The sequence below is a fragment of the Acetobacter sp. DsW_063 genome (assembly GCF_002153745.1).
Classification (GTDB): Bacteria; Pseudomonadota; Alphaproteobacteria; order Acetobacterales; family Acetobacteraceae; genus Acetobacter.
On sequence record NZ_JOPL01000009.1, the window covers coordinates 56,353 to 83,061 of the forward strand.

General features: G+C 62.5%; 22 protein-coding genes. 12 read left to right on the plus strand and 10 right to left on the minus strand.

The genetic code is table 11. From position 1 onward, the window contains the following. Window positions 1–63: 63 nt before the first annotated feature. Window positions 64–2,862 (minus strand): phosphoenolpyruvate carboxylase, encoded by a 2,799-nt coding sequence (locus tag HK28_RS02375; protein WP_143217293.1) that lies wholly within the window; start codon window positions 2,860–2,862, stop codon window positions 64–66. A 190-nt stretch (window positions 2,863–3,052) separates the two neighbouring features. Between HK28_RS02375 and HK28_RS02380 the strand changes: the two genes are divergently transcribed. Together HK28_RS02380 and HK28_RS02385 are read left to right on the plus strand one after the other, a co-directional pair. Continuing rightward, on the plus strand, window positions 3,053–4,345 hold the full coding sequence (locus tag HK28_RS02380) for a DUF445 domain-containing protein (protein ID WP_086643025.1): 1,293 nt from the start codon (window positions 3,053–3,055) through the stop codon (window positions 4,343–4,345). Window positions 4,346–4,579: 234 nt separating this feature from the next. Next, window positions 4,580–4,936, plus strand: a complete 357-nt coding sequence (locus tag HK28_RS02385; RefSeq protein ID WP_198945768.1) for a hypothetical protein — start codon at window positions 4,580–4,582, stop codon at window positions 4,934–4,936. Window positions 4,937–5,039: 103 nt separating this feature from the next. Here the strand turns inward: HK28_RS02385 and HK28_RS02390 are convergent, their stop codons facing one another. From HK28_RS02390 to HK28_RS02400, 3 genes are all read right to left on the minus strand, one after another. Then, window positions 5,040–5,954: a bifunctional helix-turn-helix transcriptional regulator/GNAT family N-acetyltransferase gene (locus HK28_RS02390; RefSeq protein WP_086643026.1), complete on the minus strand. Its 915-nt coding sequence runs from the start codon at window positions 5,952–5,954 to the stop codon at window positions 5,040–5,042. Between the two features lie 81 nt (window positions 5,955–6,035). Further along, window positions 6,036–7,310 carry a 5-aminolevulinate synthase gene (gene hemA / locus HK28_RS02395; RefSeq protein WP_086643027.1) on the minus strand — a complete coding sequence of 425 codons (1,275 nt, stop codon included), beginning with the start codon at window positions 7,308–7,310 and terminating at the stop codon, window positions 6,036–6,038. 154 nt (window positions 7,311–7,464) lie between these two features. Next, window positions 7,465–8,088, minus strand: coding sequence for a hypothetical protein (locus tag HK28_RS02400; RefSeq protein WP_086643028.1), 624 nt, complete (start codon window positions 8,086–8,088; stop codon window positions 7,465–7,467). Between the two features lie 117 nt (window positions 8,089–8,205). On the opposite strand from HK28_RS02400, the gene HK28_RS02405 reads away from it, so the two are divergent. The 3 genes from HK28_RS02405 to HK28_RS02415 all read left to right on the plus strand — a co-directional run bounded on the left by HK28_RS02405 (window position 8,206) and on the right by HK28_RS02415 (window position 12,780). Continuing rightward, window positions 8,206–10,395: a transketolase-like TK C-terminal-containing protein gene (locus tag HK28_RS02405; protein ID WP_158093363.1), complete on the plus strand. Its 2,190-nt coding sequence runs from the start codon at window positions 8,206–8,208 to the stop codon at window positions 10,393–10,395. Next, the gene (gene gap / locus HK28_RS02410) at window positions 10,385–11,407 is read left to right on the plus strand and encodes a type I glyceraldehyde-3-phosphate dehydrogenase (RefSeq protein WP_086643030.1); all 1,023 of its coding nucleotides are present in this window, start codon (window positions 10,385–10,387) and stop codon (window positions 11,405–11,407) included. The genes HK28_RS02405 and gap overlap by 11 nt, the downstream gene beginning before the upstream one ends. A gap of 149 nt (window positions 11,408–11,556) precedes the next feature. Continuing rightward, entirely contained in the window at window positions 11,557–12,780 is a 1,224-nt protein-coding gene (locus HK28_RS02415; protein WP_086643031.1) for a phosphoglycerate kinase, read from the plus strand. Window positions 12,781–14,037: 1,257 nt separating this feature from the next. On the opposite strand, the gene HK28_RS02420 is transcribed toward HK28_RS02415, so the two are convergent. Next, window positions 14,038–16,320, minus strand: a complete 2,283-nt coding sequence (locus HK28_RS02420) for a zinc-ribbon domain-containing protein (RefSeq protein WP_086643032.1) — start codon at window positions 16,318–16,320, stop codon at window positions 14,038–14,040. A 213-nt stretch (window positions 16,321–16,533) separates the two neighbouring features. Here HK28_RS02420 and HK28_RS02425 point away from each other — a divergent pair, with 213 nt between their 5' ends. The 3 genes from HK28_RS02425 to HK28_RS02435 are packed head-to-tail and all read left to right on the plus strand — an operon-like array spanning window position 16,534 to window position 19,002. Then, window positions 16,534–17,244, plus strand: coding sequence for a cell division ATP-binding protein FtsE (locus HK28_RS02425; RefSeq protein WP_086643033.1), 711 nt, complete (start codon window positions 16,534–16,536; stop codon window positions 17,242–17,244). A 13-nt stretch (window positions 17,245–17,257) separates the two neighbouring features. Next, window positions 17,258–18,397 carry an ABC transporter permease gene (locus HK28_RS02430; RefSeq protein ID WP_233140300.1) on the plus strand — a complete coding sequence of 380 codons (1,140 nt, stop codon included), beginning with the start codon at window positions 17,258–17,260 and terminating at the stop codon, window positions 18,395–18,397. Next, window positions 18,376–19,002: a YdcF family protein gene (locus HK28_RS02435; RefSeq protein WP_086643034.1), complete on the plus strand. Its 627-nt coding sequence runs from the start codon at window positions 18,376–18,378 to the stop codon at window positions 19,000–19,002. Before HK28_RS02430 ends, HK28_RS02435 begins: the two co-directional genes overlap by 22 nt. Window positions 19,003–19,037: 35 nt before the next feature. Here the strand turns inward: HK28_RS02435 and HK28_RS02440 are convergent, their stop codons facing one another. The 3 genes from HK28_RS02440 to HK28_RS02450 form a co-directional block, all read right to left on the minus strand. Continuing rightward, window positions 19,038–20,018: a DMT family transporter gene (locus tag HK28_RS02440; RefSeq protein WP_086643035.1), complete on the minus strand. Its 981-nt coding sequence runs from the start codon at window positions 20,016–20,018 to the stop codon at window positions 19,038–19,040. A 126-nt stretch (window positions 20,019–20,144) separates the two neighbouring features. After that, complete coding sequence (locus tag HK28_RS02445) at window positions 20,145–20,747, minus strand: hypothetical protein (RefSeq protein ID WP_086643036.1); 603 nt, start codon at window positions 20,745–20,747, stop codon at window positions 20,145–20,147. 10 nt (window positions 20,748–20,757) lie between these two features. Further along, on the minus strand, window positions 20,758–21,534 hold the full coding sequence (locus tag HK28_RS02450; protein ID WP_086643037.1) for a methyltransferase domain-containing protein: 777 nt from the start codon (window positions 21,532–21,534) through the stop codon (window positions 20,758–20,760). Between HK28_RS02450 and gloB the strand changes: the two genes are divergently transcribed. Next, a complete protein-coding gene (gene gloB, locus HK28_RS02455; RefSeq protein WP_086643038.1) occupies window positions 21,533–22,261 on the plus strand; it encodes a hydroxyacylglutathione hydrolase in 729 nt (242 codons plus the stop codon). The two genes, HK28_RS02450 and gloB, sit on opposite strands and share 2 nt — an antisense overlap. 33 nt (window positions 22,262–22,294) lie before the next feature. On the opposite strand, the gene HK28_RS02460 is transcribed toward gloB, so the two are convergent. Next, window positions 22,295–23,371 (minus strand): DUF2125 domain-containing protein, encoded by a 1,077-nt coding sequence (locus HK28_RS02460; protein ID WP_143217292.1) that lies wholly within the window; start codon window positions 23,369–23,371, stop codon window positions 22,295–22,297. 278 nt (window positions 23,372–23,649) lie between these two features. Between HK28_RS02460 and HK28_RS02465 the strand changes: the two genes are divergently transcribed. After that, on the plus strand, window positions 23,650–23,829 hold the full coding sequence (locus HK28_RS02465) for a hypothetical protein (RefSeq protein WP_086643040.1): 180 nt from the start codon (window positions 23,650–23,652) through the stop codon (window positions 23,827–23,829). An 86-nt stretch (window positions 23,830–23,915) separates the two neighbouring features. Here the strand turns inward: HK28_RS02465 and HK28_RS02470 are convergent, their stop codons facing one another. Then, window positions 23,916–24,659: a 1-acyl-sn-glycerol-3-phosphate acyltransferase gene (locus HK28_RS02470; protein WP_086643041.1), complete on the minus strand. Its 744-nt coding sequence runs from the start codon at window positions 24,657–24,659 to the stop codon at window positions 23,916–23,918. A 134-nt stretch (window positions 24,660–24,793) separates the two neighbouring features. On the opposite strand from HK28_RS02470, the gene HK28_RS02475 reads away from it, so the two are divergent. Continuing rightward, window positions 24,794–25,642, plus strand: coding sequence for a phosphatidylserine decarboxylase (locus HK28_RS02475; RefSeq protein ID WP_255376444.1), 849 nt, complete (start codon window positions 24,794–24,796; stop codon window positions 25,640–25,642). A gap of 124 nt (window positions 25,643–25,766) precedes the next feature. Further along, a complete protein-coding gene (locus HK28_RS02480) occupies window positions 25,767–26,648 on the plus strand; it encodes a phosphatidylcholine/phosphatidylserine synthase (protein WP_086643046.1) in 882 nt (293 codons plus the stop codon). The last annotated feature ends 61 nt before the right edge of the window (window positions 26,649–26,709 follow it).

Below are 26,709 nucleotides of genomic sequence, written 5' to 3' on the forward strand. Positions count from 1 at the left end.
ACCTCGATCCGTCAAGGGGGCACACCATTACGTGACGCGCCCTGAACGGTATCACAGCAGGCTTTAGCCGAACGCGCCTACATTATGCGCGATGGCCACGCTGATCTCCCGCACGATATCGAACATCGCGCGCATGGGACGGAAAATGTAGTCGTGTTCATAGGTGTAGGCGTTTTCCACCTGCGGCCCGGCAGGTTCATGGAAATCGAATTCCGGCGCGCGGTCGCCCCGGGGAAACACCGCATCCAGTTCACGAAGCACCGACGGAATTTCAAGGCAGAGTATCCGTCGCATCATGACGTCCCGCGTGAAAGCGCCACGCGGCATGAAGAACGGGATCTGCGTCGCCAGAAGCCAGATGCGCTCAATCATCGCGATACGGATCGCATGCAACCCGCGTTCGGTCGGACTCATGGACGGCGCATCCGGCCATGCCGCACGCAACGCCAGATGGTCGGCCTGAATACGCCGGAACATCGACTGCGTGTCCGCCCAGAAGTCGAGCTTCTCCAGATCGTGCATCACCGCAAGATAGGGGCCGCGCCGTGCAGCCTCATCCTCCGCTGTCGCACGATCCAGCCAGTACCCCGGATCAAGCAGAGAGATCACGCTACGCAGCACCTGATCGTCCGAATGCGCCAGCGCGTGCGCGGCGAAGTCTAGCGCACGGTGAAAGCGCGGGCTGCCGTCTCGGAAGGAATCGAACGTCTCCGGATGCCGGTGCGCAGCCGATCCCAGCCCCTGAATGGTGTTGGCGCACCAGCCGAGTTGTTGAAGTATCGCGTTGTTGGGGATCGCACGAAGCTGGCTCGGATGCGTGATGCGCGGGGTCGCCCCGCCGCCCTCGCTCTGTCGGGCCGCCGGACGCGAGCCTGTCTTGTCGATCAATGACGGACCGAACGCCCCGAGCAGATCAGCGTAGCCCGGATCGTCCACCAGAGACGTCATACCCTCTGCGATGGTGGAGAAAAAATCGGACGAGAAATCAGGTTCGTCATAGACGGGATCTCGCTCCCGACGCGGCGGCGTGAAAACATGCTCCGCGATGGTCGCGATGCAGGCTCCCGCAAGTTCCGGTGTGCCGAACAGCAGGTAGCCATCACCGCCCTGAAAGGCGCTCTCTTCCCGATATCGCAGTCCCAGTTCCGCGAAGCGAGCGCGAACGTGCGGCGGCGAGAGATAATCGAGCCTGTCAGAGAGCCTGAACGGGTGCGCGCCACGCCCAATGCTTTCGCCGTGGGTGTCGAACAGGATGACCTCGACGTCCTGCAGATCCCATTTCTGCAACAGATCCGCGATCTTCAAACGAAGACGTTCGATCAGATATGTCGCGGCGAGCTGCCCGACGTAGCGGCCTGAGTCGGAATATCCGAACTGAAGGCTCATCTTTCCCGTCTGGCGCAGGTAGTCACGCCAGTGAGGCGAACGCAGCGCCTCCTCGACGATCTGCGCCCCGCCCATCAGGGCCTCTCGCGTCTCGAAAAGCGGCGAGATCTCCACCTTGTCCGCGATGCCAAAATGCCGCGCGAGCCACAGCGCCGCCAGCAGCGTGTATCCGCTCTCCGTCTCCGCCACGAGGAAGCGCACCGGCGTCGCGGTGTCCACATGCTTGACGATCTGCGCGATGGTCATCATCAGCCGCGCCGCCGAAGCCTGCTCGACCAGCAGAGCCCCAAAATCGACCGGCGTCGCCGTCACCGTGTCCAACGCGTCGTTGATGCGCGACAGAAGCGCACGGCGGTGCGTCGGGTTGGCAGGATCGTCTGTCAACCGCAGACGCTGACGCAACACATTGTGAATTTGGGTGGCGTTGAGCCGCGTATGGGTTTGCGCCACCGCCATGCCGTGCGCCAGAAACCCTGACCGCGCCACTGAGAGTCCCAGTTTCGCATCGTCCGGCGCACTGTCGATAGCGTCCTGCAGCGCGTCCGCCAGAGCCTGCGGGTCCGAGATGGCGTCGGCCGCCCGATCGACAATCAGCGCCGCAAATTCCAGCGCCGCCGCCGGATCGGCGCTTTTCGGCGTCGCGGCGATCTGCGCCTCGACCGTGTAGATCGCGCGCGAAACCCTGCTGATCAACGCCGCAGCGTCGACGCCGCTTTGCTGCACCTGCGCACGCAGACGCTGAAGCTGGAACAGCTTCATCCGCAACCGCAGCCGCATCGTGTCCCACCAGCCAATGTCGGTGCGGCCGTCTGTGTCGTAACCCACCCAACTCGTCAGGATCAGCGGCTTCGGCGTGAGCGTCGTCCAGTTATCAGGCCAGCGTTCGCGCGCCTCTCGCAGCAGATCCGTCACGAACGTGTCGATCGCATCCCGTCCCCGCAGGATCGCGTCGGACGCCAGACCGAACTCTTCTTCAAGCGTCGGCGGACCTGAACGCCGGTGGGTCTCGAACGCTGGAGCCGCAACCGGCGGCGTCGGCAGGGAGGCGCTCTCTGCGAGCGCCGCATAGACCGGGTTCGCCACGGCGAATGTCGGATGAGCCGTGAAGACCGCCGCGAATCTTGTACGCTCGACCGCTGCGCGAAACGCGTCCAGACCACCTCCGTCTGGCGCAGAGACCGCCTCTTCTACAATGTGGGCAGCAACCCCCGCCAGCCGTTCCGCCGTATCCGCCGCAGCCGCTCCTCCCGGGTAACGGTGCAGCCGGGTGGCGCGCCGCAGGAACGCCTCGTCGCGCAGGCGCCTTACGACTTCACGCAAATCGTCCACGGAGAGACGCCCGCGATCAAGCATCCATTCAAGGCGGCTTACCAGCGTATGGAGGCTTGGTCCTGATTTCGTCCCGGAAGCCTCATCGCCAGCGATCTGGGTCTCCCCTGCCAACAAAGAGAACGCCGCACGCGCAGCGTCCGTCATGCCGCTATGCCCCGACAGGGTCTGGGCAGGCGGAGTCCGTGATTCGGCGGGCGACGTATCGGCCATAAAAAATCTCACACGCAGGAATTAGGGGCTGAGGGTTTCACGGCCACACATTCGGCGCAATGCCGGAGCCACATACCAAACGGCGTTTGGGGCGCCGTTCACGGGGATGCTATCAGGCGAGGCCATGAACGCACAGACCTCACCAGACGACGAAGCACGCCGGGCGCTCATCCGGCAAAAACGTATGGCTACCGGGATGCTCGGCGGAATGGCCGCCTTGACGCTGGCGGGGTACATTCTCCCTGCACGCGGATGGCTCTCCGAATCGCTCTGGATAGACACGCTTCGAGCTGGTGGCAGGGCGGGAATTGTCGGCGGGCTGGCCGACTGGTTCGCCGTCACAGCCCTGTTCCGACAGCCTCTCGGCCTGCCCATTCCGCACACAGCGATCATTCCAGCCCAAAAAGAGCGTCTCGGGCGCGCGCTCGGACGCTTCGTCACGACGCAGGTGCTCACGGAGCCCGAGGTTGATCGGGTCCTGTTGAACGCCGACCTCCCGGGTATCGTCGCCAGACTGCTTGCCGACCCGACGACAGCCGAATCACTCACGCGCGGAGCGATCGGCATGGTTCCGAATGCGCTGGAACGGCTGGAGGACGGTCGCGCCGGGGCCGCCCTAGGACGTAGCCTGCCGGTGTTGCTCGGGGGAGCCAATCTCGCTCCAGTCATCGCGCGCGCCCTGCGTGCATTGGTGGAGAGCGAGCACCATCAGGAGGTTCTGTCTTTCCTCGTCGGGCAACTGAAATCGATGCTGCAGTCGAAGGAAGCCGCCCTCCGCGTAACGATCGAAGATCGCGTGCGCGAACAGGGCGGGCGCCTTCTCAGTTGGGCGATCGGCGGATCGATCGCCACGAAAGTCCTCGTTGCGGCCGCAGAGGAGCTCGACCGCATAAACCCACGAGATTCCGCCCTTCGCGAAGGGTTCACCGCCTGGGTCCGAGCCGAAATCGACCGGATTGAAAACGATCCCGAACGCGCCGATGAGCTGTCGCGCTCGCTGCGCGATGTCTTTCACCACGATTCCATGGTGACCTGGGGGGGGGATCTCTGGGCGCGCCTGCGCCGCATGATCATTGAAGATACCGAACGCGACGACGGCTGGATCGCCACCATTGTCCGGGAGACGTTGGCGCGTCTGGCGGTGCAGGCGGAACATGACCCGTTGATGCGTCGCCGTATCGAAGACGGCGTCCGCAAGACGGTCTGGCGCGCCCTTCCCACCCTGCGCGATCGCCTAGGCGATTTTATCGCAAGCGTGGTCGGAAACTGGGACGCGGCGGCGATCGCCGACAGGCTGGAACTACGGGTCGGGCAGGATCTGCAATATATCCGCATGAACGGCACACTGGTGGGGTTCGGCGTCGGCGCTGTGCTGTCGCTCGGGTTGCGGATGGTTTTTGGCGTGGTCGGACAGTAGCAAGCCAGTTTCGTCCTCGGAAAAAGAAACTCCTCCGCGTTCCAGACGCTTAATCGACCAAGAACAGGCGTTAAGCGTTTAGGGATTCGCGAATGCGCCGGTTGTTGTCGTTTGGCCGAATTTTGGGAACGACCCCTCGAAGGTTATGCTTGCGCGCCAGAACGTGCCGCGCCCACGGGCGTTGAGCCGAGGTTGAGGCGGAACGGCGCGTGGCAATTGTTAAGGAGTGGAATTATGAAAGCAGTTCTGTCGAAGGTCGTCCTGACCGCTACACTCGCCATCGCGGCGCCTGCTATCGCCATATCCGGGGCTTCTTTCGCTTCGGCCGAAGAGCACCATCACCACCATCATCACCATGATGGCGAGATGTCGAAGGGCAAAACGGCCCCGACGAGCGCAACCGAAGACCTGAACGCCCGCAGCCTGGCCGCTGCGCAGCAGGACAAGGTTCCGTCGATCGGCGCGACCGCCCCCACCGCGGCTCCAGTCGCTCCGACGGTCCCTTCTGTCGCAGCTGGAACCGGAACGGTCGCCCCGCCGGCTCCTGCGACGCCTGACGTTGCGACACCAGCGAGCGCTTCCGGCAACTAAGCCCATCTGGATCGCGGGATTCGGAAAGTGCAGGCGGCGTTTTACTCCGCCGCCTGCATCAAAGATGCGGCGATTTTATCCCACCAGATAATTGCGACGACGCTCAACGCTGGAACGTCAGCAACCAGGTCTCCCCCTGCACAGGTTCGCCAAATTTGGTGTGGGTCTCGACTTCCGTAAGGACGAACCCGTATCTGGAATATAACCGGCGAGCGCCCTCAAGAACGGTATGTGTCCAGAGAATCAGGCTCTCGTACCCTGCCTCTTTCGCGAAACTCACACACCGACCGATCAATTCGGCTCCGACGCCCCTGTTTCGCGCAAACGGTTCGACATACAGCAAACGCAGACGCGCCTGCCCCCCGCCTTCGTCCGTGACCATCACGGAACCGGCCATAACGCCGTCGAGTTCAGCGACCCAGCAAGCATCCCGTCCGGGCCGGTAATCACGCAGGAAATTGGCGGCTGTCATCGTGACCAGCGCCTCCAGCGGCGCGCCCCAGCCATTCTCCTGAGCATAGAGCAGAGATTGCCTTGCAGCGATCATCCCGACGTCGCCGCTCCGAAACGGCCGCACATTCAGGACTTCGCCCGATGACGGATCAAGCCTGAGTCGCGCCATAGTGAGGCCCGCTGTCACGTCGCCAGCGCCCCAGTCGTCAAGATCGGCAAGCATGGCCGTCGTCGCCTCGATCTGGCGGCGGTCCAGTTCCTGAAAAGCCGCCGAACCTTCCGACGTCAGTGTAACAGTTTTGGCGCGGGCGTCGTCGTTCTCCTGCCCTCGAACAATCCAACCCTTGGCTTCGAAGCGCGCGAGCATTCGGCTCATCTGCGCCGCGTCCATATCGAGCCGCCGCTTCAATTCGCTGGCCTGCGCGGTATCCGCGCGAGCAATCTCGTGCAGCAGACGCGCCTCACCCAGCGTCATATCTGCACCGAGAAATCGTGCGTTAAGAGCGCCGACGGCGCGAGTGTAGAACCCGTTGAACGTTCTTACAGATGCGACAAAATTTTCCATGTCTCGGAACATGGATCATGATAGTTGACCAAGTCAATATTAATACATGACTCAGTCAACAAATCAGCGCATCTGCTCCGATCACGCCGCCTGCGCAGTTCCCTCGGCGCCGGGCCGCAGCCCCTCTTCCGTCAGCAGACGCAAGAGCGCCGTAACCATCTGATCCATCATCTCGTCGGTGTGATACGGCCCCGGCGTCAGACGCAGGCGCTCTGTTCCCTTGGGCACCGTCGGGTAATTGATCGGCGTCGCATAAAGACCGTACTCATCGAGCAGCCGACGGCTGATCTTCTTGCACAATTCCGCGTCCCCGACCGGAACCGGCACGATATGGCTCGCCGTCATCATGAACGGTACGCCCGCAGCACGCATGCGACGGCGGAATTCGTTCACCCGCTCAAACATCCTCTCACGACGCCAGTTCTGGGCGCGCACCAGTTTCACGCTGGCCAGCGCCGCGGCGGCGATCGAGGGCGGCAACGACGTGGTGAAAATGAAACCCGACGCGGACGAACGGAGATAATCGACGATCTGAGCCGAAGCCGTGATGTACCCGCCGTGAACGCCGAACCCCTTGGCCAGCGTGCCCTCGATGATGTCGACCTGATCGGCGACGCCGTCACGCTGGGAAACGCCGCCGCCTTCGTCACCGTAAAGGCCGACGGCATGCACTTCGTCGAGATACGTCATCGCGCCGTATTTCCGGGCGAGAGCGCAGATCCCGGCGATGTCCGAAACGTCGCCATCCATCGAATAAACGCTCTCGAACGCAATCAGCTTGGGCGCATCAATCGGAGCCGCGGCGAGCTTGGCCTCCAGATCGGCAAGGTCGTTATGCTCGAAAATGACGGTCGTCGATCCGCGAGCGCCCTTGATGCCAGCGATCATCGAGGCATGATTGCACCGGTCGGAAAAGCAGATCCAGCCAGGCATCGACGTGAGGATGGTTTGTAGACTGGCTTGGTTCGACACGTAGCCGGAGACGAACAACAGTCCCGCCTCCTTGCCGTGCAGCGCGGCGAGTTCAGCCTCAAGACGCTTATGCAGGGGGCTGGTGCCTGCGATATTCCGCGTTCCGCCCGCACCTGCGCCGTGCTCGCGAATGGCGGCGATCGCAGCTTCGCAAACCTCCGGCTCAACGCCCATCCCAAGATAATCGTTAGAGGACCACACGACGACTTCCCGGCCCTCGGGCGTCTCACCGGGAACCGGATCAATTTCTTCCTCGTAAACCGGGTAACGGGGAGCCTGACGGGCCAGCGGCGTGAAGCTGCGGTAGCGGCCCTGTCGCCGTATGTCTTCGAGAGCTTCGTCGCAGAAATCGTAAAACGGGTGTCGCGCGTTCCGGATAGTCACCCAGTCTACTCCTGTCTTCATCGGTGGGCCGACGACGACGCATAACCGCCGAAACGCGGATGGCGTCCATCGAGCCACAGGGGCCGCAGCGCATTACACCCTGCGGCGGCGACACTACGCCAGATCGGCTGACGCAGCGGCGAGGATTAGTCGTTCAGCGCACATACACCCGGATACGCGGGCTTGCCACACCGGAATTGGGCATAGCCGTCATCTCTATCTGTGCCGGGGAGGCGCCGCCTGCGACAATCGCGTTCGCCACCGCCTGTCCGTCGTTCGTCGTCAGGCGCGCAAGCGTGGCGCGATCAGCGTCCGCGTCAGCCCCCGGCGGGGCGAGAGCCTGCACACGGAAAAGAATATTGGGCTTTCGCGCCAGAGCACGCTTCACAATAGCCTCCAGCGGCCCCTGCCAATCGGCGACAGGCGTCCCGGCGATGACCTCCACCAGCGGCGGGATCGGCGGCGGACCGGGCGGCGGCGGCGGCACGATGACTTTTGGGGGGCGGCTCGCCGTATGATCGAAGGTCCGCTGATCCACCAGTTTGCACCCGGGGAGCGACAGGGCTGCAGCCGTCAGCGACAGTCCGGCGAACGACCGGCGAGGCAGCCCGTCGCCTGCTCTTCCGTAGATTACGGGCTTCGCCTGAACGGATGTTGGAACAGCCGATGACGCTGTGGTCTTTATGGCGGCGGAACGACGGAATAGGGCTCGGAACGGCATGGCGGGACGGTTGCAGGAACCGCGCCAAGGAGCAAGAGTGCATGAGGTGACGATCATGAAGCGATTTTCCCGTTCCGGCGCGACGTCCCCGCGTGAATGTCTGACGATCCGTTTATGAGCGTGCTGGATCTCCCTGAAAAAAGAGCTCCAAAAAGCAGGCGGCCAGAGCGCGAGATGATCAGCGCCGATTTTTCTTCCGGCGCAGGACGCGATTTTCGCTCGGCCATACGCTTCGCGCGCGCCGCACGCGCGCAGAGCTCTGGCGAAACCGACATATCCTTCGGGCATTCAGGCGTGAACGCGCTCTATCTCGTCGTCGCCATACTATGGGAGCGGTTTCTCCGCTTTGATCCATCTGCCCCCGCATGGGCGGACAGCGATCGATTCTTCGTCTCCTCCATGCGGCTTTCTCCCCTGCTTCACGCCTTTCTGCGTCTGACAGGAGCGCCGGAACACAACGTCGCCGCTCACCATGGAAATGGTTACGCGATCGGCATGACAGCCGGCCTGGCCGGACAAGGCGTTGCGGCGGCTGTCGGCATGAGCCTGACAGAAAAGATGCTTGCCGCACGTTTCGGGCAGTCCCTCGTCGATCACCGCACTTGGCTCCTCGCCACCCCCGCCGATCTTGACGCAGGCGTTGCGCTTGAAGCGTCCGCAATTGCCGGACGCTTTCGCCTCGACCGGCTCACCGTGATCGTCGGCGACGCGTTCACGCGTTCCTCTACCCACGATCTAAACCTTGCGATCGACCGGATCGAGGCGTCTGGCTGGGCGGTCCGACGCGTCGCGGCGAACGATGCGAACGCCTTGGGCGCCGCGCTTGCAACGTGTCAACGAAGCCGGCGGCCGAGTCTTCTGGTCTGCGACGGCGAGGATGACGGAACGCGGCTCCCGGTTGAGGACGACGGCGAATACGAACTGGTCGGTCCGTGGAGCGTGACCGCGCGGCGCGGTCGCGTGGCGCGGCATACATGGCTTCGTCGTCTTGCACGCCACAGGTTGCGAGCGGAGTTCGAGCGGACCACCGAATCGCGCGCAATGCCACGCCTGATAGACGATTGGCGCCGGGCATGGGCTACGGTTAAGAACGCACCTTCGATCGAGACTTACCACGCCGGGGACGAGGGAGCGGCCCGGTCGATTGTACGTGACGGGCTTCGCGGACGCGACATTCTGACGACGCTCCTGCCCGAGTTCGTTCCAATGTCGGCAGGTGGCGACTCTTCACGCCACGTTGGTGAAGATTCGCCTTCCCCGCCGGCGCCGTCTTCCGGACGACGGCGAAGCAAGGCGACGCAAACGAATTCCGACATTTCCACAACGCCTCTCGTCGTCCCCGGCGAACCTCTGTTCTTCGGAGCCCGCGAGCCAGCAATGGTCGGGTTGATGAATGGACTATCGCTGCATGGCGGTGCTCTGGCTTGCGGCGTTGCGACGCTATCGATGGTTGATCGCATACGTCCGGCGCTCCGTTTCGCCGCGCTGGCGGGACGACGGATGCTGTGTCTGTTGGTCGAGGACGATCCTCGGACCGCCGCCGATTTGTGGCCGCCGGTAGAAGAGCTCGCGAGTCTGCGAGCGATGCCGAATCTGGCCCTTTTCCGGCCTGGCGACCGTCAGGAAGTGATCGCCGTCTGGGAGAAAGCTCTGGAGTGGCGCGATGGTCCAGCCGTTATCGTTCTCGGGTTAAGTCCTGCGACGAATGGCGAGAGCGGCATGATGGACGATCTGCGCGGCGACGCGTCGCCGCAAGCCGGCGTTATGACCTTCGCCGCAGCGCATGGCGGTTATGTGCGCGCCGAAGCCCCCGGCGGCCCGACGGCCCGGCGAGCCACCATCATCGCATCAGGCCCGGAGCTGGCGATCGCCCGAGAAGCGCAGGTCCTTTTGATGCGTGACGACATCCCCGTCGCCGTTGTGTCACTTCCATGCTGGGAGCTATTCGCGCGACAAGATACCGCCTATCGTGCTGCCGTGCTCGGTTCAGCGCCGCGCGTCGCGATCGAGGCGGCGTCCGGCTTCGGCTGGGAACGATGGCTTGGGTTTGAGGGCGTATTCATCGGGCGGAACGACTTCGGTTCGTCCTCCAGCATGGGCACGCTCTACGACAGTTTCGGGATCACTCCCGAGGGAGTACGCGATCGGGTGCGCCAACTTCTGGGTTCACGAGTGTCGGATTCTCGGCTTCCCGGCCTGGGGAGCGATGGCGCCGCCTTAACGGGACGCGCGTCCGGCGCACATAAGGCCGGAGCATCCAATCGCCGCACCGACCCCCGCCATACGGTCAAACGCGACGCCTCGCCACGACGCATCGTCACGGGGCAATCAGAAAAAGACGGAGACAGTTCAGATGGCAGTTAAGATCGCGATCAACGGATTTGGCCGTATCGGCCGCCTCGTGCTGCGCGGAATCATCGAAAGCGGGCGGACGGACGTCATACCGACCGTCATCAACGACCTCGGCAGCGTCACCGACAACGCGCATCTGTTGAGCTATGACAGCGTGCACGGCCGGTTCCCCGCCGATGTCCGCGTCGAGGGCAACAGCCTGATCATCTCGGCCAATGGCCGGACCTGGGACCCGATCACCGTGTCGGCCGAGCGCGATCCGTCGAAAGTTCCGCTTCAGGGCGTCGACGTCGCCATGGAATGCACCGGCATTTTCACCACCAAGGAAAAGGCCGCCCCGCTGCTCGCCGCTGGCGCACGCAAGGTCATCATCTCCGCCCCTGCCGACAGCGTGGACGCGACCATCGTCTACGGTGTGAACCAGGACACGCTGACCTCCGACATGACGGTGATCTCCAACGCCTCGTGCACCACCAACTGCCTCGCGCCCGTTGCGAAGGTCCTCGACGACGCATTCGGCATCGAGCGCGGCTACATGGTCACGATCCACTCGTACACGGGCGACCAGCGCACGGTAGACACACTGCACAAGGATCTGCGTCGCGCCCGCGCCGCCGCCCTGAACATGATCCCGACTTCCACCGGCGCCGCACGCGCGGTCGGGCTCGTCCTGCCGCACCTGAAAGGCAAGCTGGACGGCACCGCCATCCGCGTGCCGACCGCTAACGTCTCCCTCGTCTCCCTCGACTTTGTGCCGAAGACCATCCCGGCATCTGTCGAAGCTGTGAACGAGGTCGTGAAGAAGGCGTCCGAGGAAGGCCCCCTGAAGGGCGTTCTGGCGTATAACACAGCGCCGCTCGTCAGCTCGGATTTCAACCACGCCATCGCGTCGTCGACGTTCGACGCCACGCAGACCTCACTGGTCGACGGTGGCAAGCTCGTCCGCATCTGCACATGGTACGACAACGAGTGGGGCTTCTCCAACCGCATGTCCGATACGGCGGCGGTGTTCGGAAACCTCTGATCCGTCCGATGACGCAGTCCCTGCTCGGCGCTCTCCCGTGACGGAAGGCCGCGCGGGGCGACGGCCCTTCCCTGCGGGCCGTCTGTGAATTTAAGCACGGGCGCGCAAACGCCACCTTGACGCTCCGGCGGGGCAGGAAGGATTTTTCCATGACGACGCTTTCTTTCAAGACACTGGATTCTCTTGATCCGCGCGGAAAAAAGATTCTGCTCCGCGCAGACCTGAACGTGCCGGTGCGTGACGGCGCCATTACCGACCTGACCCGCATCGAGCGTCTGGCGCCCACGATCCGGGAACTGGCCGACAAGGGTGGCCGCGTGATCGTGGTCAGCCATTTCGACCGCCCCAAAGGCAAGCCCGTGCCGGAAATGTCTTTGGCCCCGATTTCTGAGGCCCTCGCCAAATCTCTCGGCCACAGCGTAACCTTCGCGCCGGATTGCCTGGGCGATGTCGCCGCGAAAGCGGTCGCCGCGATGGCTGACGGGGATGTCGTCGTGCTGGAAAACACCCGTTTTTACCCCGGCGAAGAGAAAAACGACCCGGACATGTCGAAGGCTCTGGCCTCTCTGGCCGATGTCTACGTTAACGACGCGTTCTCTGCGGCGCACCGCGCCCACGCCTCGACCGAAGGCGTCGCGCATTACCTGCCATCTTTCGCCGGTCGCCTGATGGAAATCGAACTCGGCGCCCTCGAAACCGCGCTCGAGGCGCCGGAACGTCCCGTTGGCGCGATCATCGGCGGGGCTAAGGTCTCAACCAAGCTCGACCTGCTCAACAACATGATCGAGAAGGTCGACGTTCTGGCAGTCGGCGGCGCCATGGCGAACACGTTTCTCGCGGCCCAGGGACTGTCGGTCGGCAAATCTCTGAAAGAAGAAGAGATGCTCGACACGGCGAAGGCCATCCTGACCAAGGCGCGCGAACGCGGGTGCGATCTGGTGCTGCCTGTCGACGTCGTCGTCGCTTCTGAGTTCATGGCGGGCGCGCCGACCAAAATCGTTCCCGTCACGGCCATTCCTGAAGGATGGATGGCGCTCGACGTGGGACCGGAGACGATCGCATTGCTGAAATCGAAGCTGGCCTCGCTGAAGACACTTGTGTGGAACGGCCCCCTCGGCGTGTTCGAGTTGCCCCCGTTCGATGAAGGAACCAACGCCGTAGCGCAGGAAGCCGCCCGTCTGACCAAGGAAGGCAAGCTCAAGACCGTCGCAGGCGGCGGCGACACCGTCTCCGCGCTACGCCACGCGCACGTCTTGCACGAGATGTCCTATGTTTCTACTGCGGGCGGAGCATTCCTCGAGTGGCTTGAGGGCAAGATTCTTCCCGGCATTCAGATGCTCCGCGCAATCGGGCAGGAAGCGGCTCCTCTCTAATCGGCGTTCAATCTCTCTTGCTCACAGGAGACAGACCGCGCAGGTGTTCCAATGTGTGGCTCGCCTGCGTAGCCTCAAGGCCTTCGCTCCTAATACGGTGTCGGCATACGCGAGAGACGGTTCCCCCGACCATCGGCCGTAACGCGTCTCTGCATCCTCCCACGTAAACGACAGTCCTACACGTGGAGTCCGGAAGTGATTGTACGATTGTCTAAACCTTAACGATTTCCCGCTACCACAATGGGCGGGTTTTTTCCGTTTCGACTTTACTGTTCTGATGCTCTCGACCGATCTTTTGAGCCTGCTTTCGTCTCCCGCCAATACGGACTCGAAACGCGCGACAGTAAAATCGTCCACGACGGTGATCGCGCGCAGCACAATTTCCGATGAAACCCAACCCCGGGCGATCGGAACTACGCTCGCGCCTAGCGGCGCACCTCCCCCCTTCCGAAGACGGGGCGCTCTTCTCGATATTCTTGTATAGACGCCAAGCGTCCACATACGCCTCACCCCGTGCCTGCGACAAACGGCAGACACGCCACGGCGTCATTTGTCCGCCTGAGCTATCCGCCCAAACACAGTCTGCCGCATATGCTGTAAACGTGAGCGACGTATCCATTTTGACAACACTGAATACGACTTGTGATCTGCTGACGCTGTCGATACAAAGGCGCGTGTCGTCCGCGTAGCTCAGCAGGATAGAGCACAGGATTCCTATTGAATTGGGCGTCGCGAGGGGAAACCACGCGACGGAATCGCTCAAATTCGGGGAACGCTTGACCCTCTCGGGTTGTGCCAATCCCGAGCCAAGCCCGTCTCTCCGAGACGGGAAGGTGTAGAGACTGGACGGGCGACGCCTACAGGCTTCACAGCCTACGGCGAAGGGACAGTCCAGACCACGAACGCGGGGCCTGCGCCACGCGGCGGCGAAAGCCGAAGTGGTATGAATCCTGGGGCCGTGGGTTCGAATCCCGCCGTGGACACCAAATTTTTACGAAATAATACTGAAAAACATCCGCTTATTAAAAAAATTTTGTAATTTCATTAATTTGCACAACATAACCTTACGGGTATGGTCGGCAACTGACAGCCAAATCTGCTAATGCCACCAGCGTGAACTTCGCCTCCCGACGAGGCTTTGCAACAGGACGCACGGCAAAAATTGCCTCTACGCTGGCGCTTCCCAATATCTCTGCGCAGCCACGCGACATACCGCACTCAGCCTTTGGTTCACGCCGTCTGTTTTGACGTCAAACATCAAAACAGGCGCAGTCCTGGCAATAAATGGCTAAGAGGACCGAACCACCGCCAGACCGCTATCACACTGGCGGCTGCGCAAACACCACTGACAACCCACGCGTTTCGCCAGAATTCGGGACGTTCAATAGCAGGGCGCTTCACCGTGCCCCCACGGCTGAGGATATCTGTCCGGAGCTTGGCGGCTATGTCTTCCGTAGGGCCCGGCGGCGGCTCCCGTGTGGCGTGAAGATTGAAAGGTTCATGATCCGAGGAAGTAAAATACTCCTCCTCGTCATCTGGTTCATCCGTATCGAAGGAGGCCCATACAGGCCTATTCGCTTCCAGATCCTCCCCGTGATCCGTTTGCGGCGTCGCATAATGTTCTTCGGCATGCTCCACCGAAGATTCGTCGAGAGTGCGGCTCCATGATGGAATCCACGGTACTGCCGCCGGAGCTTCAACTTCCTTCTCTGCAGACGGCGGAGGCTCCGCCGCACGAGATTGAGCCTCCAACCCTTCCGCATAGGCTGATTCCACCGCCGCGCGGCCCATTCGCGCCGCTCGCAGACGTGTCACCACATCATCGAACGCCCCGTGTACCGGCTGTTCGTTGATTGCGGGTGTGGGGGCTTCCGGCTGTGTCGAAGGTTCGGGCTCACCTGCAAAGCCCGACACAGCGTTATCCAAGTCAGCGAGTTCGGCGCGCTCATGCTCCCCATGCGCCTGTTTCGACTCCCAGTCGTCTAGAGCCGCCTCGTCCAAGTGGGACATTCCGCTGGGCAAATGATCAAGAGACTCACTTGCCCACTCATCTGTCACCACTGACGCGACGTCGTGACTATCGGGAGGGACATCAGCGCTATCATGGAGGGCGTCTTGTTCCAGCTGCGCCTTATTATCGGCGTAAGCCTCATGACTCCCAACCTGGCGTTCGTCGAGCGCAGCAAAATCGACGTCCTCAACCAACACTTCGCCGTCACGAGTTTCGTGGAATTCGTTATGAACAACCTCGGCGAGGTCGTCGTGATCTGACGCCTCGGCCTGCCGCTCATCCTCCGCGCCGGAAACACTATGAATATCGTGCGGCAAGTCGGCGTTCAGCGGTTCCGTCAACTCCTGACCATCGTCACTGGACGTGGCCGAGCCGAAGCTTCCGTCTGTTGCCGCAGCCGACGCTTCTAAGACCTGCTCGTCAGACCGAATCTCGGCGCCGAGATTTTCCTCATGATGAGTATCGGCGGATTCCAAGCTTTCGCCTGGAAATTCGTCCATCCCATGAAGCGTCGGCTCCGGCTGGACCGCATCCGGCTCTGCGTGAGGCGCGTCGAGCTCAGAAACATGCGCTTCTTCATCTTCCGATACTTCGAACGGTGCTTCATAGTCGTCGTCGCTCGACCGTTCAGCAACCAGTTCTCCCACACCTTCAGCCGGATGCGCGACTTGATCGGCGGTCGTGGGCTCATGACTGGAGGCCACTTCTTCAGCGACCGCCTCATCTTCAACCGGTGCGGCATCCGATCTCGTCGTTTCATCCCTTGAGCCGTCGTCCACACCGACCGCATCTTCAATCGCCTCAGCGCCAGACAACGCAGAGTCTTCGACCTCGCCGTCATGAGCGGAGGACGAAACATGGTCAGCCTGAACTTGGGTGACCAGGGCAGTTTCGCCACTCTCATCCGAGGTGTCGCCATCCGTTCGCGCCGAAACGGTCGGCTCGGCGGTAATTTCGGTCGCTTCGTCTAGAAGATCCGGCTCCGCTTCCACCTGCGCATGAGTTTGCAGCGCAGCATCGCCATCGTCCTCAGCGTGATCTTCGCCTGAATCGAAATCCGCACCCGACGACTCCGTGGTGAAGGCATGATCTGTGGCGTTGTCATCTACAGAGGAGACTTCGACGTTCCCGTGGTCGCTGCCGGCGTCGGATGCGACCTCACCCGCGTTTGCCTCTGGCTGAGCAGACGTAAAAACTTCGGCGGTAGAAACATCGGCCTGACCTGCGGACGGCGCGTCCTCGGCAACTTTATCTAAAGCGCCGTCGACAGGAGACGTCTTTCCCTCAGTCGCCGCACCTGCATCTCCGCCGGCCTCATTTGTCGGCTCAACCCCCGCTTCGACCGTATTCTCGGCCGTCGGGCTGGCGGCGTTCGTCGAGCGCGCCTCTTCTGTGTCGGTTCTCTCCCGTGGGATGGCCGGTACAACCCAATCCGTGCCGCAGCCGGAGCATTTAAGGGTCCGGTCTTTCCGCAAAAATGACGCGGGCACATTGTACTTGATGCCGCAGGACGGGCATACGATCAGCATCCGGCTTCCTCTCTGGCGCTACGGACGAACCTTCCCCGCGTCGCCGTAATTCGCATCACTACTATGACCAGAACCTGTTCCTAATTTCTAAACAACGTCGCCTTCATCGGGCTCGGGGAGGCTTCCCATCGACAGGCTTCGTTTCTCCGCGTTATGCTCTACTGTGCCGTCTTATAAAATATCAGTTAACACCATTCTGAGACGTATACCTAGATGATCCGCCTGAGCAACGTCACCTGGCGATATGGATCGCCCACGCGACGCGCTGCGGTCGGGCGAGGTACGGATGCGGCCACAGCACTCTCCAGCGTGACGTTTTCGGTGCCGCAGGGTGGTTTCCGTTGGCTTCTGGGGCCATCCGGGGCAGGAAAATCATCTCTGCTGCGCCTTCTCCATCTTGAAGCCCTGCCGCAATCCGGAGAGCTCGAAATCCTCGGAACCCATGTGGGCGTCGACGTGAAACGGGCGACGCTTGCACGGCTGCGTCAACGTGTAGGTATGGTGCATCAGGACTTCCGACTGATGCCCACACTCTCAATCAGCGACAACGTTGCCCTTCCGCTGCGTCTGGAACGGCGGGACGAAGCCGCAGTTGCAGACGAGGTCGCCGCCATTCTGCGTTGGGTCGGTCTGTCGGAGCGCAGCGACGCCTTACCTGCGGAGCTGTCGGGCGGCGAGCAGCAGCGAGCGGCCATCGCACGCGCGGTCATCGCACGCCCTGGCGTGGTTCTTGCCGACGAGCCGACCAACGCGCTGGAAGAATCCCAGTCCAGCCGCATCGTCGGCATGTTGCGCGAAGTGTCCACCCTTGGCGCCACCGTAATCGTCGCAACCCACAACGATGCTCTTGTACGGCGCTTTCCCGCCCCGGCACTGCGTCTTGAGCGTGGTCGCCTGACCAGCGATGAATCGAACGCGCCATGACGCCGCAGGAAAGATGTCTGCGACAGGCGCTGTGGACGGGCGCGGGACGGGGCGACCGATGAGCGAAGCGAAGGGGCGCCGCAGAGACGGACTTGCGCTATCGCGCGCGCTGCCCGACCGAAGTCTTCTGGCGATGGTGGCGGCAATGAGTCTTCTCGCCAGCCTCACCTACGCAGGCGCCGTCGGCGCGCGCGCCTTGTCGTCCCGTTGGGCCGCAGGCGCAGCCAATCTGGTGACAGTGCAGGTGCCGGACCCCGAGAAACCGGCTGCCGACACAACTGCCGGGTCGGCGACGAGCATGGGTGAGGCCACTGCGCATAAGGACGGAGCCTCCGACGCCTCATCTGCGCAAACTGCTCAGTTCCCAGCCTCTCAGCCGGAGAAACAGAGCGGCAGTAAAACTGCCGCGACGCCTGACATGACCCGGGCAACCGCCATCGAAGCTGTCTTGCAGGCGTCGCCCGACACGCAGCTGGTCCATCGCCTGAACGCTAGCGAAATCGACAGGCTGCTTGCTCCATGGCTCGGCGCAGCCGGAGCGTCCGCACTGCCGCTACCAGCGGTCATAGAGGTTCATCTCTCTCGCGGTGCGGCGCTATCCACCAACGTGATCGCCTCCATCGCCCAAATCGCGCCTGGCTCACTGATCGAACGCAATGACGAGTGGCGCGTGCGCCTTCTCGACATCGCACGCAGCCTTCTGGCCTGCGCTGCGCTGGCCATCCTTCTTGTCGGTACGATCGGGGCGGCCGTCATCGCCATGGCGACGCGTCTCGGTCTTGGCGCGCGTCGGGAAAGCATCGAAATCCTGCACGGCCTCGGAGCGGTTGACGGCTATGTGGCGAGCCGCTTCGCCCGCCGCGTGGCAGGCCTTTCTCTGGCGGGCGGCGTGGTTGGAACCTTGCTCGCCCTACCTCCCCTCGCCGGGATCGCACGCCTTATGGCGCCGCTCTCCGGCGGCGGAGCCCTAACCTTTGGAAGCGGAGAAACGGGCTTCAGCATAGCCGAAACGATGACCGCATTTGCGACGCTATGCGGGGAGACGCCACCGGCGCTTTTGTGGGGGCTAGGCGTCGTGCCCTTCGCCGCCGCTTTCATCGGCTGGATCACCGCCCAGGTGATGGTCCGCGTATGGCTTCGTCGTCTTCCCTGATCGCGCCGTCCCGGCGGCGCGGACCACTCTCTCGGTTGCTGTCCGCGCTGTGCCTCGGGCTGCTCATCTGGATCAGCGGGTTCGTATGGTTCGCATTCGACGCACTGAGACTTGGCGCGTCTCCGCCAGTGTGCGACGGGATCGTGGCGCTCACCGGCGGGACGGGACGAGTGGACGCCTCGATCGACCTCCTGCGCGAAGGATTTGGTAAACGTCTGCTGATTTCCGGCGTCGATCAGCAGGTGCGCCTGAAGGACGTAGCCGCGTCCCTGCAACCAGATCTCGCCGCGCGTATCACACTCGGATGGCGCGCATCATCCACCGCCGGAAACGCATTCGAAACCGCGACATGGGTGGCGGATCATCATATCGATAGCCTTATAGTTGTCACTGCAGGTTATCATATGCGGCGCGCCCTGCTTGAACTGTCGCGAACCATGCCCGGTCTGGAGTTGCATCCCTTTCCGGTGCAATCCCCGGCGTTACGTCAGCCGTTCAGACCTTCGACCCTGCATTTGCTCTTACTGGAATATAACAAACTGCTTTTGGCCTTCGTGGCGCCGGTGCGTTTCTTCCGCCATGCTGCGGACGCAGACTCGCCATAGCCCTCTCACGCGTGCGATGTGATCCGGCGGTGCCCTTAACTTGGGCACGGCGCTTCCCGCCGCCATAGACGACGCAACAATCGCCCATCAATGACGGCCAGACCGCAGCCGATCAGCACCGCTCCTGCCAGAGTGTTCCACTTCAGGGTTTCACCCAGCAGAAGCGCCCCCATCGCAAGAGCGCTTACCGGCACGAGAAAGGTCACCAGCACGGCCTGATTGGCGCCGTGGACCGTCAGGATTCTAAAAAAGATCAGATATGCGAGGGCAGTGCTCAGCAACGCGATTCCCAGCCACGCCGCCCATGTTTCCGCGCCAAGCCCCCTCCACGCTGAGAAGCCGTCATGCAGCAGCGCAAGCGGCAGAATCACAAGCGCTGCGCCGGCAAGTTGCCCGGTTGTCAATTGCAGCGGCGCCACCCCGTGCAGCTTGCGCGTCAGGACAGCGCCAATGGCGTAAGAGGTCGTCGCGCCGAGGCACGCCAGTTCCCCCGGCAGCACAGAAAGGGACAATCCACTGAGAAGATCTCGCCCGATCAATACGGCGACCCCGCAGAAGGCGCAGGCGATTCCGATAATTTTCCGGCGAGTCAGCCTGTCGTCACGCGACGACAGATGCATCGCGATCCCCGTGAAAATCGGCGTCGTGGCGTTCAGCGTCGCGGCCACGCCGCTGGTCACGAAACGTTCGCTCCACGCATAGAGGGAAAACGGAATCGCGCAGTTGAACGCGCCCAGGACCAGAAACCAGCCAATTTTCGAGGCGCCAAGAGGAAACTCTCGCCGGCCGACGGCAAGAACCACCAGCAACGCCACGGCCGCGAAGCCAACGCGCCCGAACACGAGCGTCAAGGGTGGCAGAGACGGAGCCAATACCTTGTAGAAAAAGAACGATCCGCCCCACAGAATCGAGAGAAACCCCAGAGTGGCCCAGCTCTGTCCAGCTTGAGGACGCACTTCGCCGCCAGTAGCCGCTCGAGAAGAGACGGCAGTCGCGCGCGACGTTTCCCTGTTCATAAAACGTTTCCGCCTTCCCGTGCGAAACCGCGAAGCAGTGAGAAACCACGCCTCACCACACGCCCGCGACGCTGAACGATCATGGATGAGCGCCAGTGGTCACGCAAGACACTCAAATCCGGCCTGTCATGCGTCCATGGCCGACGCGCACACTCCGGGGATTTCGCAGGTGTAGGTTTCCCGGACGAGGCTGAACGGCGCACCGTCGGAACGAAATAACGTCGCTACATGACGAAGAATTTCGGCGGGCGCAACGATCTGCCGCCCGGTCGGCGGCGCATCGGAGAATGGCCAGGACCAGAGCCATTCCCGTCTGGCCGTGACGCGGGTGAACGCAAGCGGCGCGACCACCCGGCCGAACGGCTCGTCGGACGTATCCAGACATTCGTTCATCCCATGGGTGAGACGGGATGCGACATACCAGTTCTCCGCACTCGACAGCACCAACCCGGCGCAGTGCAGGCGAACACGGCGACAGCGCATCTGCTCCCCTTCTGGCGGCTTGAGAAAAAACAACGCATCATCGGGCTGTGCGAAGAATATTTCTCCGGCTTTCTCGGCTACAAGCCGCGCGGGAGGCGTCACGCCGTGACCTTCGCACCATCGTTCAAGTGCGCGCGTGGCGCTGTCTTCCACCAAAAGCGCGCGGTCGAAGGCCTCCAGCCGACGTCGGATCATGGCCCTGTCAGCCAAAGTGTCCCGCAGGACCTCTTGTATGAAGCCTGTCATTCGGAGCCGCTTAACCTGGCTCCAGAACCTGACGCCGGAGTTCGACCCTTCCCGGATTGGCAAGCAATGGCGTGCCGCTCCATTGATCTTTCACCGCCTCCATAATCACGACACCGCCCATGGTCGGTAACAGCGTCCGCCCGACACGCTCAACGATTACGCCTGGACGGCCACGAGCAAGGCGGCCGAAAGGCGGTGGATACAGACCGGTTTGTCGGCGTTCGACATGGAACAGCGCCTGCGAGAGCCTCCGCGCGATCTGCCGTTGCGAGAACGGCGTCCCCTGCCCGAACGGCGTCGCATCGTTGAGCGCCCAGACGCCGCGCCGGTTAGGAACGACCAACAGCAACTTTCCGTCGTCGCGCAGTAACTTCCAGACAGCGCGCAAGAGCGTCGACGCGGCGTCGGTGGTCTCCAGCGCATGAATGAGCAGTACGCGATCGAACGAGAGGTCGTCGAAGGGAAGTTGCGCAGGATCAACCACGCAGTCATGACCACCGCCCTCCACAGGAGCGCGGGCCGTCAACGGCGTATTGAGACGCGCGGATACGGACACTCCCACCCTATCACGCCATAGCGGCAGGAACGGCGAGGCGAATCCGAGTCCCAACAATCGAAGCCCGCTCAGGTCGGGCCATAGCTCAAGAAGCCGCCCTCCCAGCACCTCCGCGGCGGCGCCCCCTGCAGAACCCGCATAAAACTCCGACGCCGTACGAACTTCTTGCTGCATGCGGCGTACCCTACCATGAAGGCCGAACCCTGCCGCAACGCCGGAGACACGTCCCATGCCGATCGTTACTTTCCTCGTCCCAGTCCTGAGCGACAATTACGTCTGGTTGCTGCGGGACGAAGAGACTGGCCAGATTGCCGTCGTCGATCCCGGAGACGCAGCCCCTGTCCGCGCCGCGATCGAAGCCCATGGCGGGCGGCTCGACCTTATTCTGCTCACGCACCATCACGCGGACCATACGGGCGGCGCGACAGCCTTGCGCGACCGGTATGGCGCAAAGATGATCGGTCCAGCCGACGAAGAAGCGCGCCTGCCGCCTCTCGATCTCGCGGTTCAGGACGGCGATCTTGTCGCGTTCGGCGCCTGCGAGGCGCGCGTCATCGCGACGCCGGGACATACCGCCGGGCACATCGCATACTACTTTGACTCTCCGGCTTCACTTTTCTGCGGCGATACGTTGTTTAGCCTTGGTTGCGGCCGTCTTTTCGAAGGCACGGCAGCCGACATGTTCGCAAGCCTCCGCCGTTTCGACGCGCTGCCCGGCGCCACGCTCGTCTATTGCGGCCATGAATACACTGAATCGAACGCGCGCTTCGCCCTGCGCGTCGATCCCGATAACACGGCGCTCATCCACCGGGCCGAGGACGTTCGCGAGCTTCGGTTGCACAACGAACCGACTGTGCCATCCACCATGGAGAGCGAGCGCGCCTGCAACCCTTTCCTGCGGGCGCCCGACATCGACACACTGGCGCATCTCCGACGTGAAAAAGACCACGCGAAGTAGATCTCCAAGTCAGCTTCCCGAACGTCTGTTTTTTCAGCGCTGGAGCGTGGCGTCGAACGCCGGAGACAAATCCGCCAGCGGAACTGCGCCGAGCATCCACACGCCCCCCCGCAAACGTAGCGGCACCGAGATCAGCGCTCCACTTTCACCGGATTCGGATGACGCTGCGCGTCGTCCATCGTCGCCTGTCGCGGCGGGTGGAGCAGCCACCTCGCTTCCCTGGAAGTCCGCCAATTCCCGGTCCAGCAAACTCGCGACGCGCGCGAGAGTGGGCGACGCCGCTCCGTCTGCCGCAGCTCTGCGGATCGCAGCCGCAAGGCCGACGCCAACGAGGTCGAAATCACCCGTCCAGTCCTGACCACGCACAAGGCGACCCGAAAGCCGCATATTAACCGGGCCAACGGTCCCTTGCGCAAAATGCAGCAGGACCACCGGGCTAGCTTCATCTCCGCCGATCGACGCCGCCACGTGTAGCCCATCGACCTGCGTACCCAACCCGGGCACTGTTACGGGCAGCCTCAGCGTCTTTGCCGACATGTCTCCAGCCATGCCCAGGTACGCTTTTCCCCAGGCGAGTCTCGCTTTCAAACCACGCAGTCCTAACGCAACAGGCCTTGACGACGCCGGGCTTCGTTCGATTTCCAAGGTGAACTTCGACGCCGTGATCGCCGCGTCCACGTCGCCTGCGTTCATGTGCAAAACAAGCTGAGCGCCATCACACATGATGCGTGCTGCGAACAACACACCCTCGGCTTCACCGGATGACCGCTGGGCGAACAACGCCACAGCTTGCGCGCCTTCAGGGACGACCGACACTCTTCGCGGGCGCAACATGTCAGTGCTTATGTCGAGGCGGTCGGCGGCATAGAGCACGCGCTTTCCATCCAGAACGCCGCTTATCCTTACATCACGCAATGTCGCGCGGCGGATGACAAGACCACCCGACGCTGACGCACGGGACCAACTGACAATCCAGCCATGACGCGCCATATCCTGCCGTTGCGCGTCGAGCGTTGAAAGCGCCGCCCGCTCGCCGCCGGGCATCGGCGTCATCGCGATCACAAACAAGGCCAGCGTGGACAGGGCCGCCAAAGGCCAGCGGATTCTCACTTCACACGCCGCCACATCTCCAGCGGCCAATGCACCGGCGTTGTTACATTTTCTGGCCGCAATTCGTGCCGGACCAGAATCCACTTACCAGATTTTATCCACAGCCCGCGCACATGCTCGCCCTCAATGCCGGTGATAACGGTGACACCGCCGTGATGTGACGTCTGGTTATTCCGACGCAAGGGAGCGCCAGCCAAAAAACGCGGACCCAAGCGCTTCTCGAGCGTTTTTTACGCTCGACGTCGTCATGCGCCGTCCGCGTTCGATCGGGTTTTTCAATGCTCTACGCTGGAGACCTGGACAAAAAGGCGCTGTTCGCCGCTTTTCTCCCACAGAGTTATCCACAGAACGCCACTGACCTGCCCGGCGCGAAGGGCGCGCATGGGTTACGTTGGGAGATTGTGAGCGCATTTGACGCTGCGTTTCTGGCTTTTGCCGCTCTGATCCTGCTCGCATGATCCGTAGCAGTCGTTGTGCGGGGCTTTCGACGCCGCTACCACCGGCCGCCCGCAGCGTGACATCCGATGGCGCCCTTCGGGCGAGATCAGCCCCCTGCAGTCTGACAAATCGCCTGCTCAGCCGTTTCGCCAGCGATGCTGCGCTCTCCCACACGCCATGCTGTCCTGATCTCGTCGAGCAGGGCTCCACGCTTCTCCACCTCCAGTTTCTCGCCAATTACAATGGAGATGACGCCTGGACGTTTGAAAAATCCTTTGCGTCCCCAATAACGACCCGAATCGGTCGCAACGGGATAAACCGGAAGCGACGTATGCCGCGCCATGGCGGCGACCCCCGGCTTCAACGGGACGCTCTCCCCGGGCTCTACGCGCGTCCCTTCGGGGAAAATAATGATCTGACGCCCGTTCGCAGCAGCCTTCGCCGTTTCCTTCAACAAGCTGCGCATGGCCTTGGAGCGCGCGCCTCTCTCGACCGGGACCATACCGGTCAGCAGCAACATCGGTCCGACGAGCGGAATGCGCGTGAGTTCCTGTTTCATCACATAGGCAGGCTTTGGCAGCAGCGTCATCCAGACCAGCGTATCGAAGGCGGATTGATGCTGAGACGCGATCAGGAACGCGCCATCCACCGGCAGCCTCTCCAGCCCTTCCACCCGGAAGGCCGTGCCGCACAGCACGCGCAGGCCGCCGATCAGCAATCTGCACCAGAGCTTCGCATAGGGGAGCGCGAGACGGGCGGCGAAAAGCCTGATGGGGAAGGCCAGCACTCCCATGACAATCGTGAGCGCGACCAGATAGAGGCTGTAAGCCGTGGAGCGAAACAGGATCATACGGCACCTGACTGAAACCGGATCCCGACACGGGTTCGGACGGGTGTCCCGGCTTTTTGTTACGGAGCGCGCCCTGCCCTTCACAGCCTTCGGCCCAAGGGAGAATCTGCTCAGGATCAAAGCCGCAGAGACACATGAAAACCATGCGCGGCCTCGGAGAAATAGCGGATGCAGACCAGAAAATCGCGGGCGTCGCAAGCTGGGCGGCTCGACGTCAGTCACGAACGATCCCCTCGCACGTACTGCGAGACTTGATTCTCGCAGCGCGAACCGCCAAGAACGCGATCATGTCGCTCATTTCCTCAATCAAGCTCGTAATGGCTCGCCCTCACCCGGAGAGCTATCGGTTTTTGCTGGCCTCCGGAACGGCGACCGCTCTCGGTCGGTACCTCGGGCGACGGCTGAACTGCCCTGTCCTCCGTGGCGCAGGAACCGCGAGCGGCCTCTTCTTCGCGTTCTGCCTCTATTTCTTCCGCGACCCCCAACGCACTCCGCCGCCGCGTGAAGGGCTGGCCGTGGCGCCGGCCGACGGCCGGGTCGTATCGGTGGAAAAGGTGGCGCCGCCCGTGGAACTGGCTATGGGCGACACGCCGGTCTGGCGCATCGCCACATTCCTGTCGGTCCTCGACGTGCACGTGAACCGCTCGCCGGTCGCTGGCTCGGTCGCGCGCGTCGCCTACCACCCCGGCAAGTTCCTGAACGCCAGCCTCGACAAGGCGTCCACCGAGAACGAACGCAACGCCATCAGCATCGTGCTTCCCGACGGTCGCATGGTCGCCGTAGTGCAGATCGCTGGCCTCATCGCGCGCCGCATCGTCTGCTCGGTGAAGCCGGGCGACGCGCTGGAAGCGGGCGAGCGTTTTGGGCTGATCCGCTTTGGCTCGCGGACGGACCTCTATCTTCCCCCCGGCGTCACCCCGCTGGTCTCAGCCGGTCAGACGATGATCGGGGGCGAAACCGTCATGGCGCAGCTCGACGGATGATCCCCTCCCATGGCCTGCCGACAGCAGCCGGCGCATCGGGCCATGATCTTCGTCACCTCGGAAGACGGCCTTGCATGACGCTGGTCCGACAAGCGCACCGGGCTCGCACGGCGAGAGCATCGTCATGTCCGAACTGACGCAGCAAGCCCGGCTTCGCCGCCGACGCCGTCTTCGGCGGGTCCGGGCCCGGCGCGCGCGGGTTCGGGGGCTTTCATTCAATCGCCTGATACCCAACCTGCTGACCATGCTCGGCCTCTGCGGCGGTCTGATGGGCATGCGTTTCGCGCTGGATGGACGGTTTCATGACGCAGCGATCGCGCTTCTGATCTCCGCCGTCATTGATGGGCTGGACGGACGAATCGCGCGCCTGTTGCGCGGCGCGACGCGATTTGGCGCTGAATTCGACAGTCTTTCCGACTTCCTATGCTTCGGCGTCGCGCCGTCTTTCGTGCTTTATCTCTGGGCGCTGAAGGATGCAGGGCGATACGCCTTCCTGCCGTGCATCATGTTCACTGTCTGCATGGCGTTACGCCTCGCCCGCTTCAACGCCAGCCTCGATGGAGAGGACGACAAGCCGAAATACGCCAGCAACTTCTTCACCGGCGTCCCCGCTCCGGCGGGCGCAGGATTGGCGCTGTTTCCACTTTTCCTGGGGCTTGAGGCGAACAAGCTGGGGTATGACGACGTTTACGATCTCACGCGATTGCCCTTTCTGCCCATCGTAACGTTGATCAGCACCGCGTTTCTGCTGGTCTCCACCCTGCCGGTGTGGTCGTTCAAGAACTTCAAGATTCCTGCAAAATTCGTACTGCCGGTCATGCTAAGCGCCTGCGCCTATGCCGTCGTCCTTGTGGCCGATCCATGGGGAGCGCTCGCTGCTGCGGGAGTCATTTACGTCGCGCTGCTGCCGCTCAGTCGCCTGAGCTTCCAACGCTTGCGCAAGGCAGCGGAAGAACTGCAGGAAGACCCCGAGGCTGAGGAAGAAGCGCGCCTCGCCGCACGCTGACTTCCGACTACGGGACAGCTCCACGCTTCCGAGGCCCGAACGCCTGGAAGCCTTGACTTGG

Excerpts from the sequence above, each read along its gene's own strand:
- HK28_RS02445 (WP_086643036.1), bottom strand. The coding sequence starts at position 20,747 with ATGACAGGCTTCATACAAGAGGTCCTGCGGGACACTTTGGCTGACAGG.
- HK28_RS02420 (WP_086643032.1), bottom strand. The coding sequence starts at position 16,320 with ATGCTGATCGTATGCCCGTCCTGCGGCATCAAGTACAATGTGCCCGCG.
- gloB (WP_086643038.1), top strand. The coding sequence starts at position 21,533 with ATGCCGATCGTTACTTTCCTCGTCCCAGTCCTGAGCGACAATTACGTC.
- gap (WP_086643030.1), top strand. The coding sequence starts at position 10,385 with ATGGCAGTTAAGATCGCGATCAACGGATTTGGCCGTATCGGCCGCCTC.
- HK28_RS02435 (WP_086643034.1), top strand. The coding sequence starts at position 18,376 with ATGGCTTCGTCGTCTTCCCTGATCGCGCCGTCCCGGCGGCGCGGACCA.
- HK28_RS02375 (WP_143217293.1), bottom strand. The coding sequence starts at position 2,862 with ATGACGGACGCTGCGCGTGCGGCGTTCTCTTTGTTGGCAGGGGAGACC.
- HK28_RS02465 (WP_086643040.1), top strand. The coding sequence starts at position 23,650 with ATGCTCTACGCTGGAGACCTGGACAAAAAGGCGCTGTTCGCCGCTTTT.
- HK28_RS02385 (WP_198945768.1), top strand. The coding sequence starts at position 4,580 with ATGAAAGCAGTTCTGTCGAAGGTCGTCCTGACCGCTACACTCGCCATC.
- HK28_RS02480 (WP_086643046.1), top strand. The coding sequence starts at position 25,767 with ATGTCCGAACTGACGCAGCAAGCCCGGCTTCGCCGCCGACGCCGTCTT.
- HK28_RS02470 (WP_086643041.1), bottom strand. The coding sequence starts at position 24,659 with ATGATCCTGTTTCGCTCCACGGCTTACAGCCTCTATCTGGTCGCGCTC.
- HK28_RS02475 (WP_255376444.1), top strand. The coding sequence starts at position 24,794 with ATGAAAACCATGCGCGGCCTCGGAGAAATAGCGGATGCAGACCAGAAA.
- HK28_RS02425 (WP_086643033.1), top strand. The coding sequence starts at position 16,534 with ATGATCCGCCTGAGCAACGTCACCTGGCGATATGGATCGCCCACGCGA.
- HK28_RS02415 (WP_086643031.1), top strand. The coding sequence starts at position 11,557 with ATGACGACGCTTTCTTTCAAGACACTGGATTCTCTTGATCCGCGCGGA.
- HK28_RS02390 (WP_086643026.1), bottom strand. The coding sequence starts at position 5,954 with ATGGAAAATTTTGTCGCATCTGTAAGAACGTTCAACGGGTTCTACACT.
- HK28_RS02450 (WP_086643037.1), bottom strand. The coding sequence starts at position 21,534 with ATGGGACGTGTCTCCGGCGTTGCGGCAGGGTTCGGCCTTCATGGTAGG.
- HK28_RS02400 (WP_086643028.1), bottom strand. The coding sequence starts at position 8,088 with ATGATCGTCACCTCATGCACTCTTGCTCCTTGGCGCGGTTCCTGCAAC.
- HK28_RS02380 (WP_086643025.1), top strand. The coding sequence starts at position 3,053 with ATGAACGCACAGACCTCACCAGACGACGAAGCACGCCGGGCGCTCATC.
- HK28_RS02440 (WP_086643035.1), bottom strand. The coding sequence starts at position 20,018 with ATGAACAGGGAAACGTCGCGCGCGACTGCCGTCTCTTCTCGAGCGGCT.
- HK28_RS02430 (WP_233140300.1), top strand. The coding sequence starts at position 17,258 with ATGTCTGCGACAGGCGCTGTGGACGGGCGCGGGACGGGGCGACCGATG.
- HK28_RS02405 (WP_158093363.1), top strand. The coding sequence starts at position 8,206 with ATGATCAGCGCCGATTTTTCTTCCGGCGCAGGACGCGATTTTCGCTCG.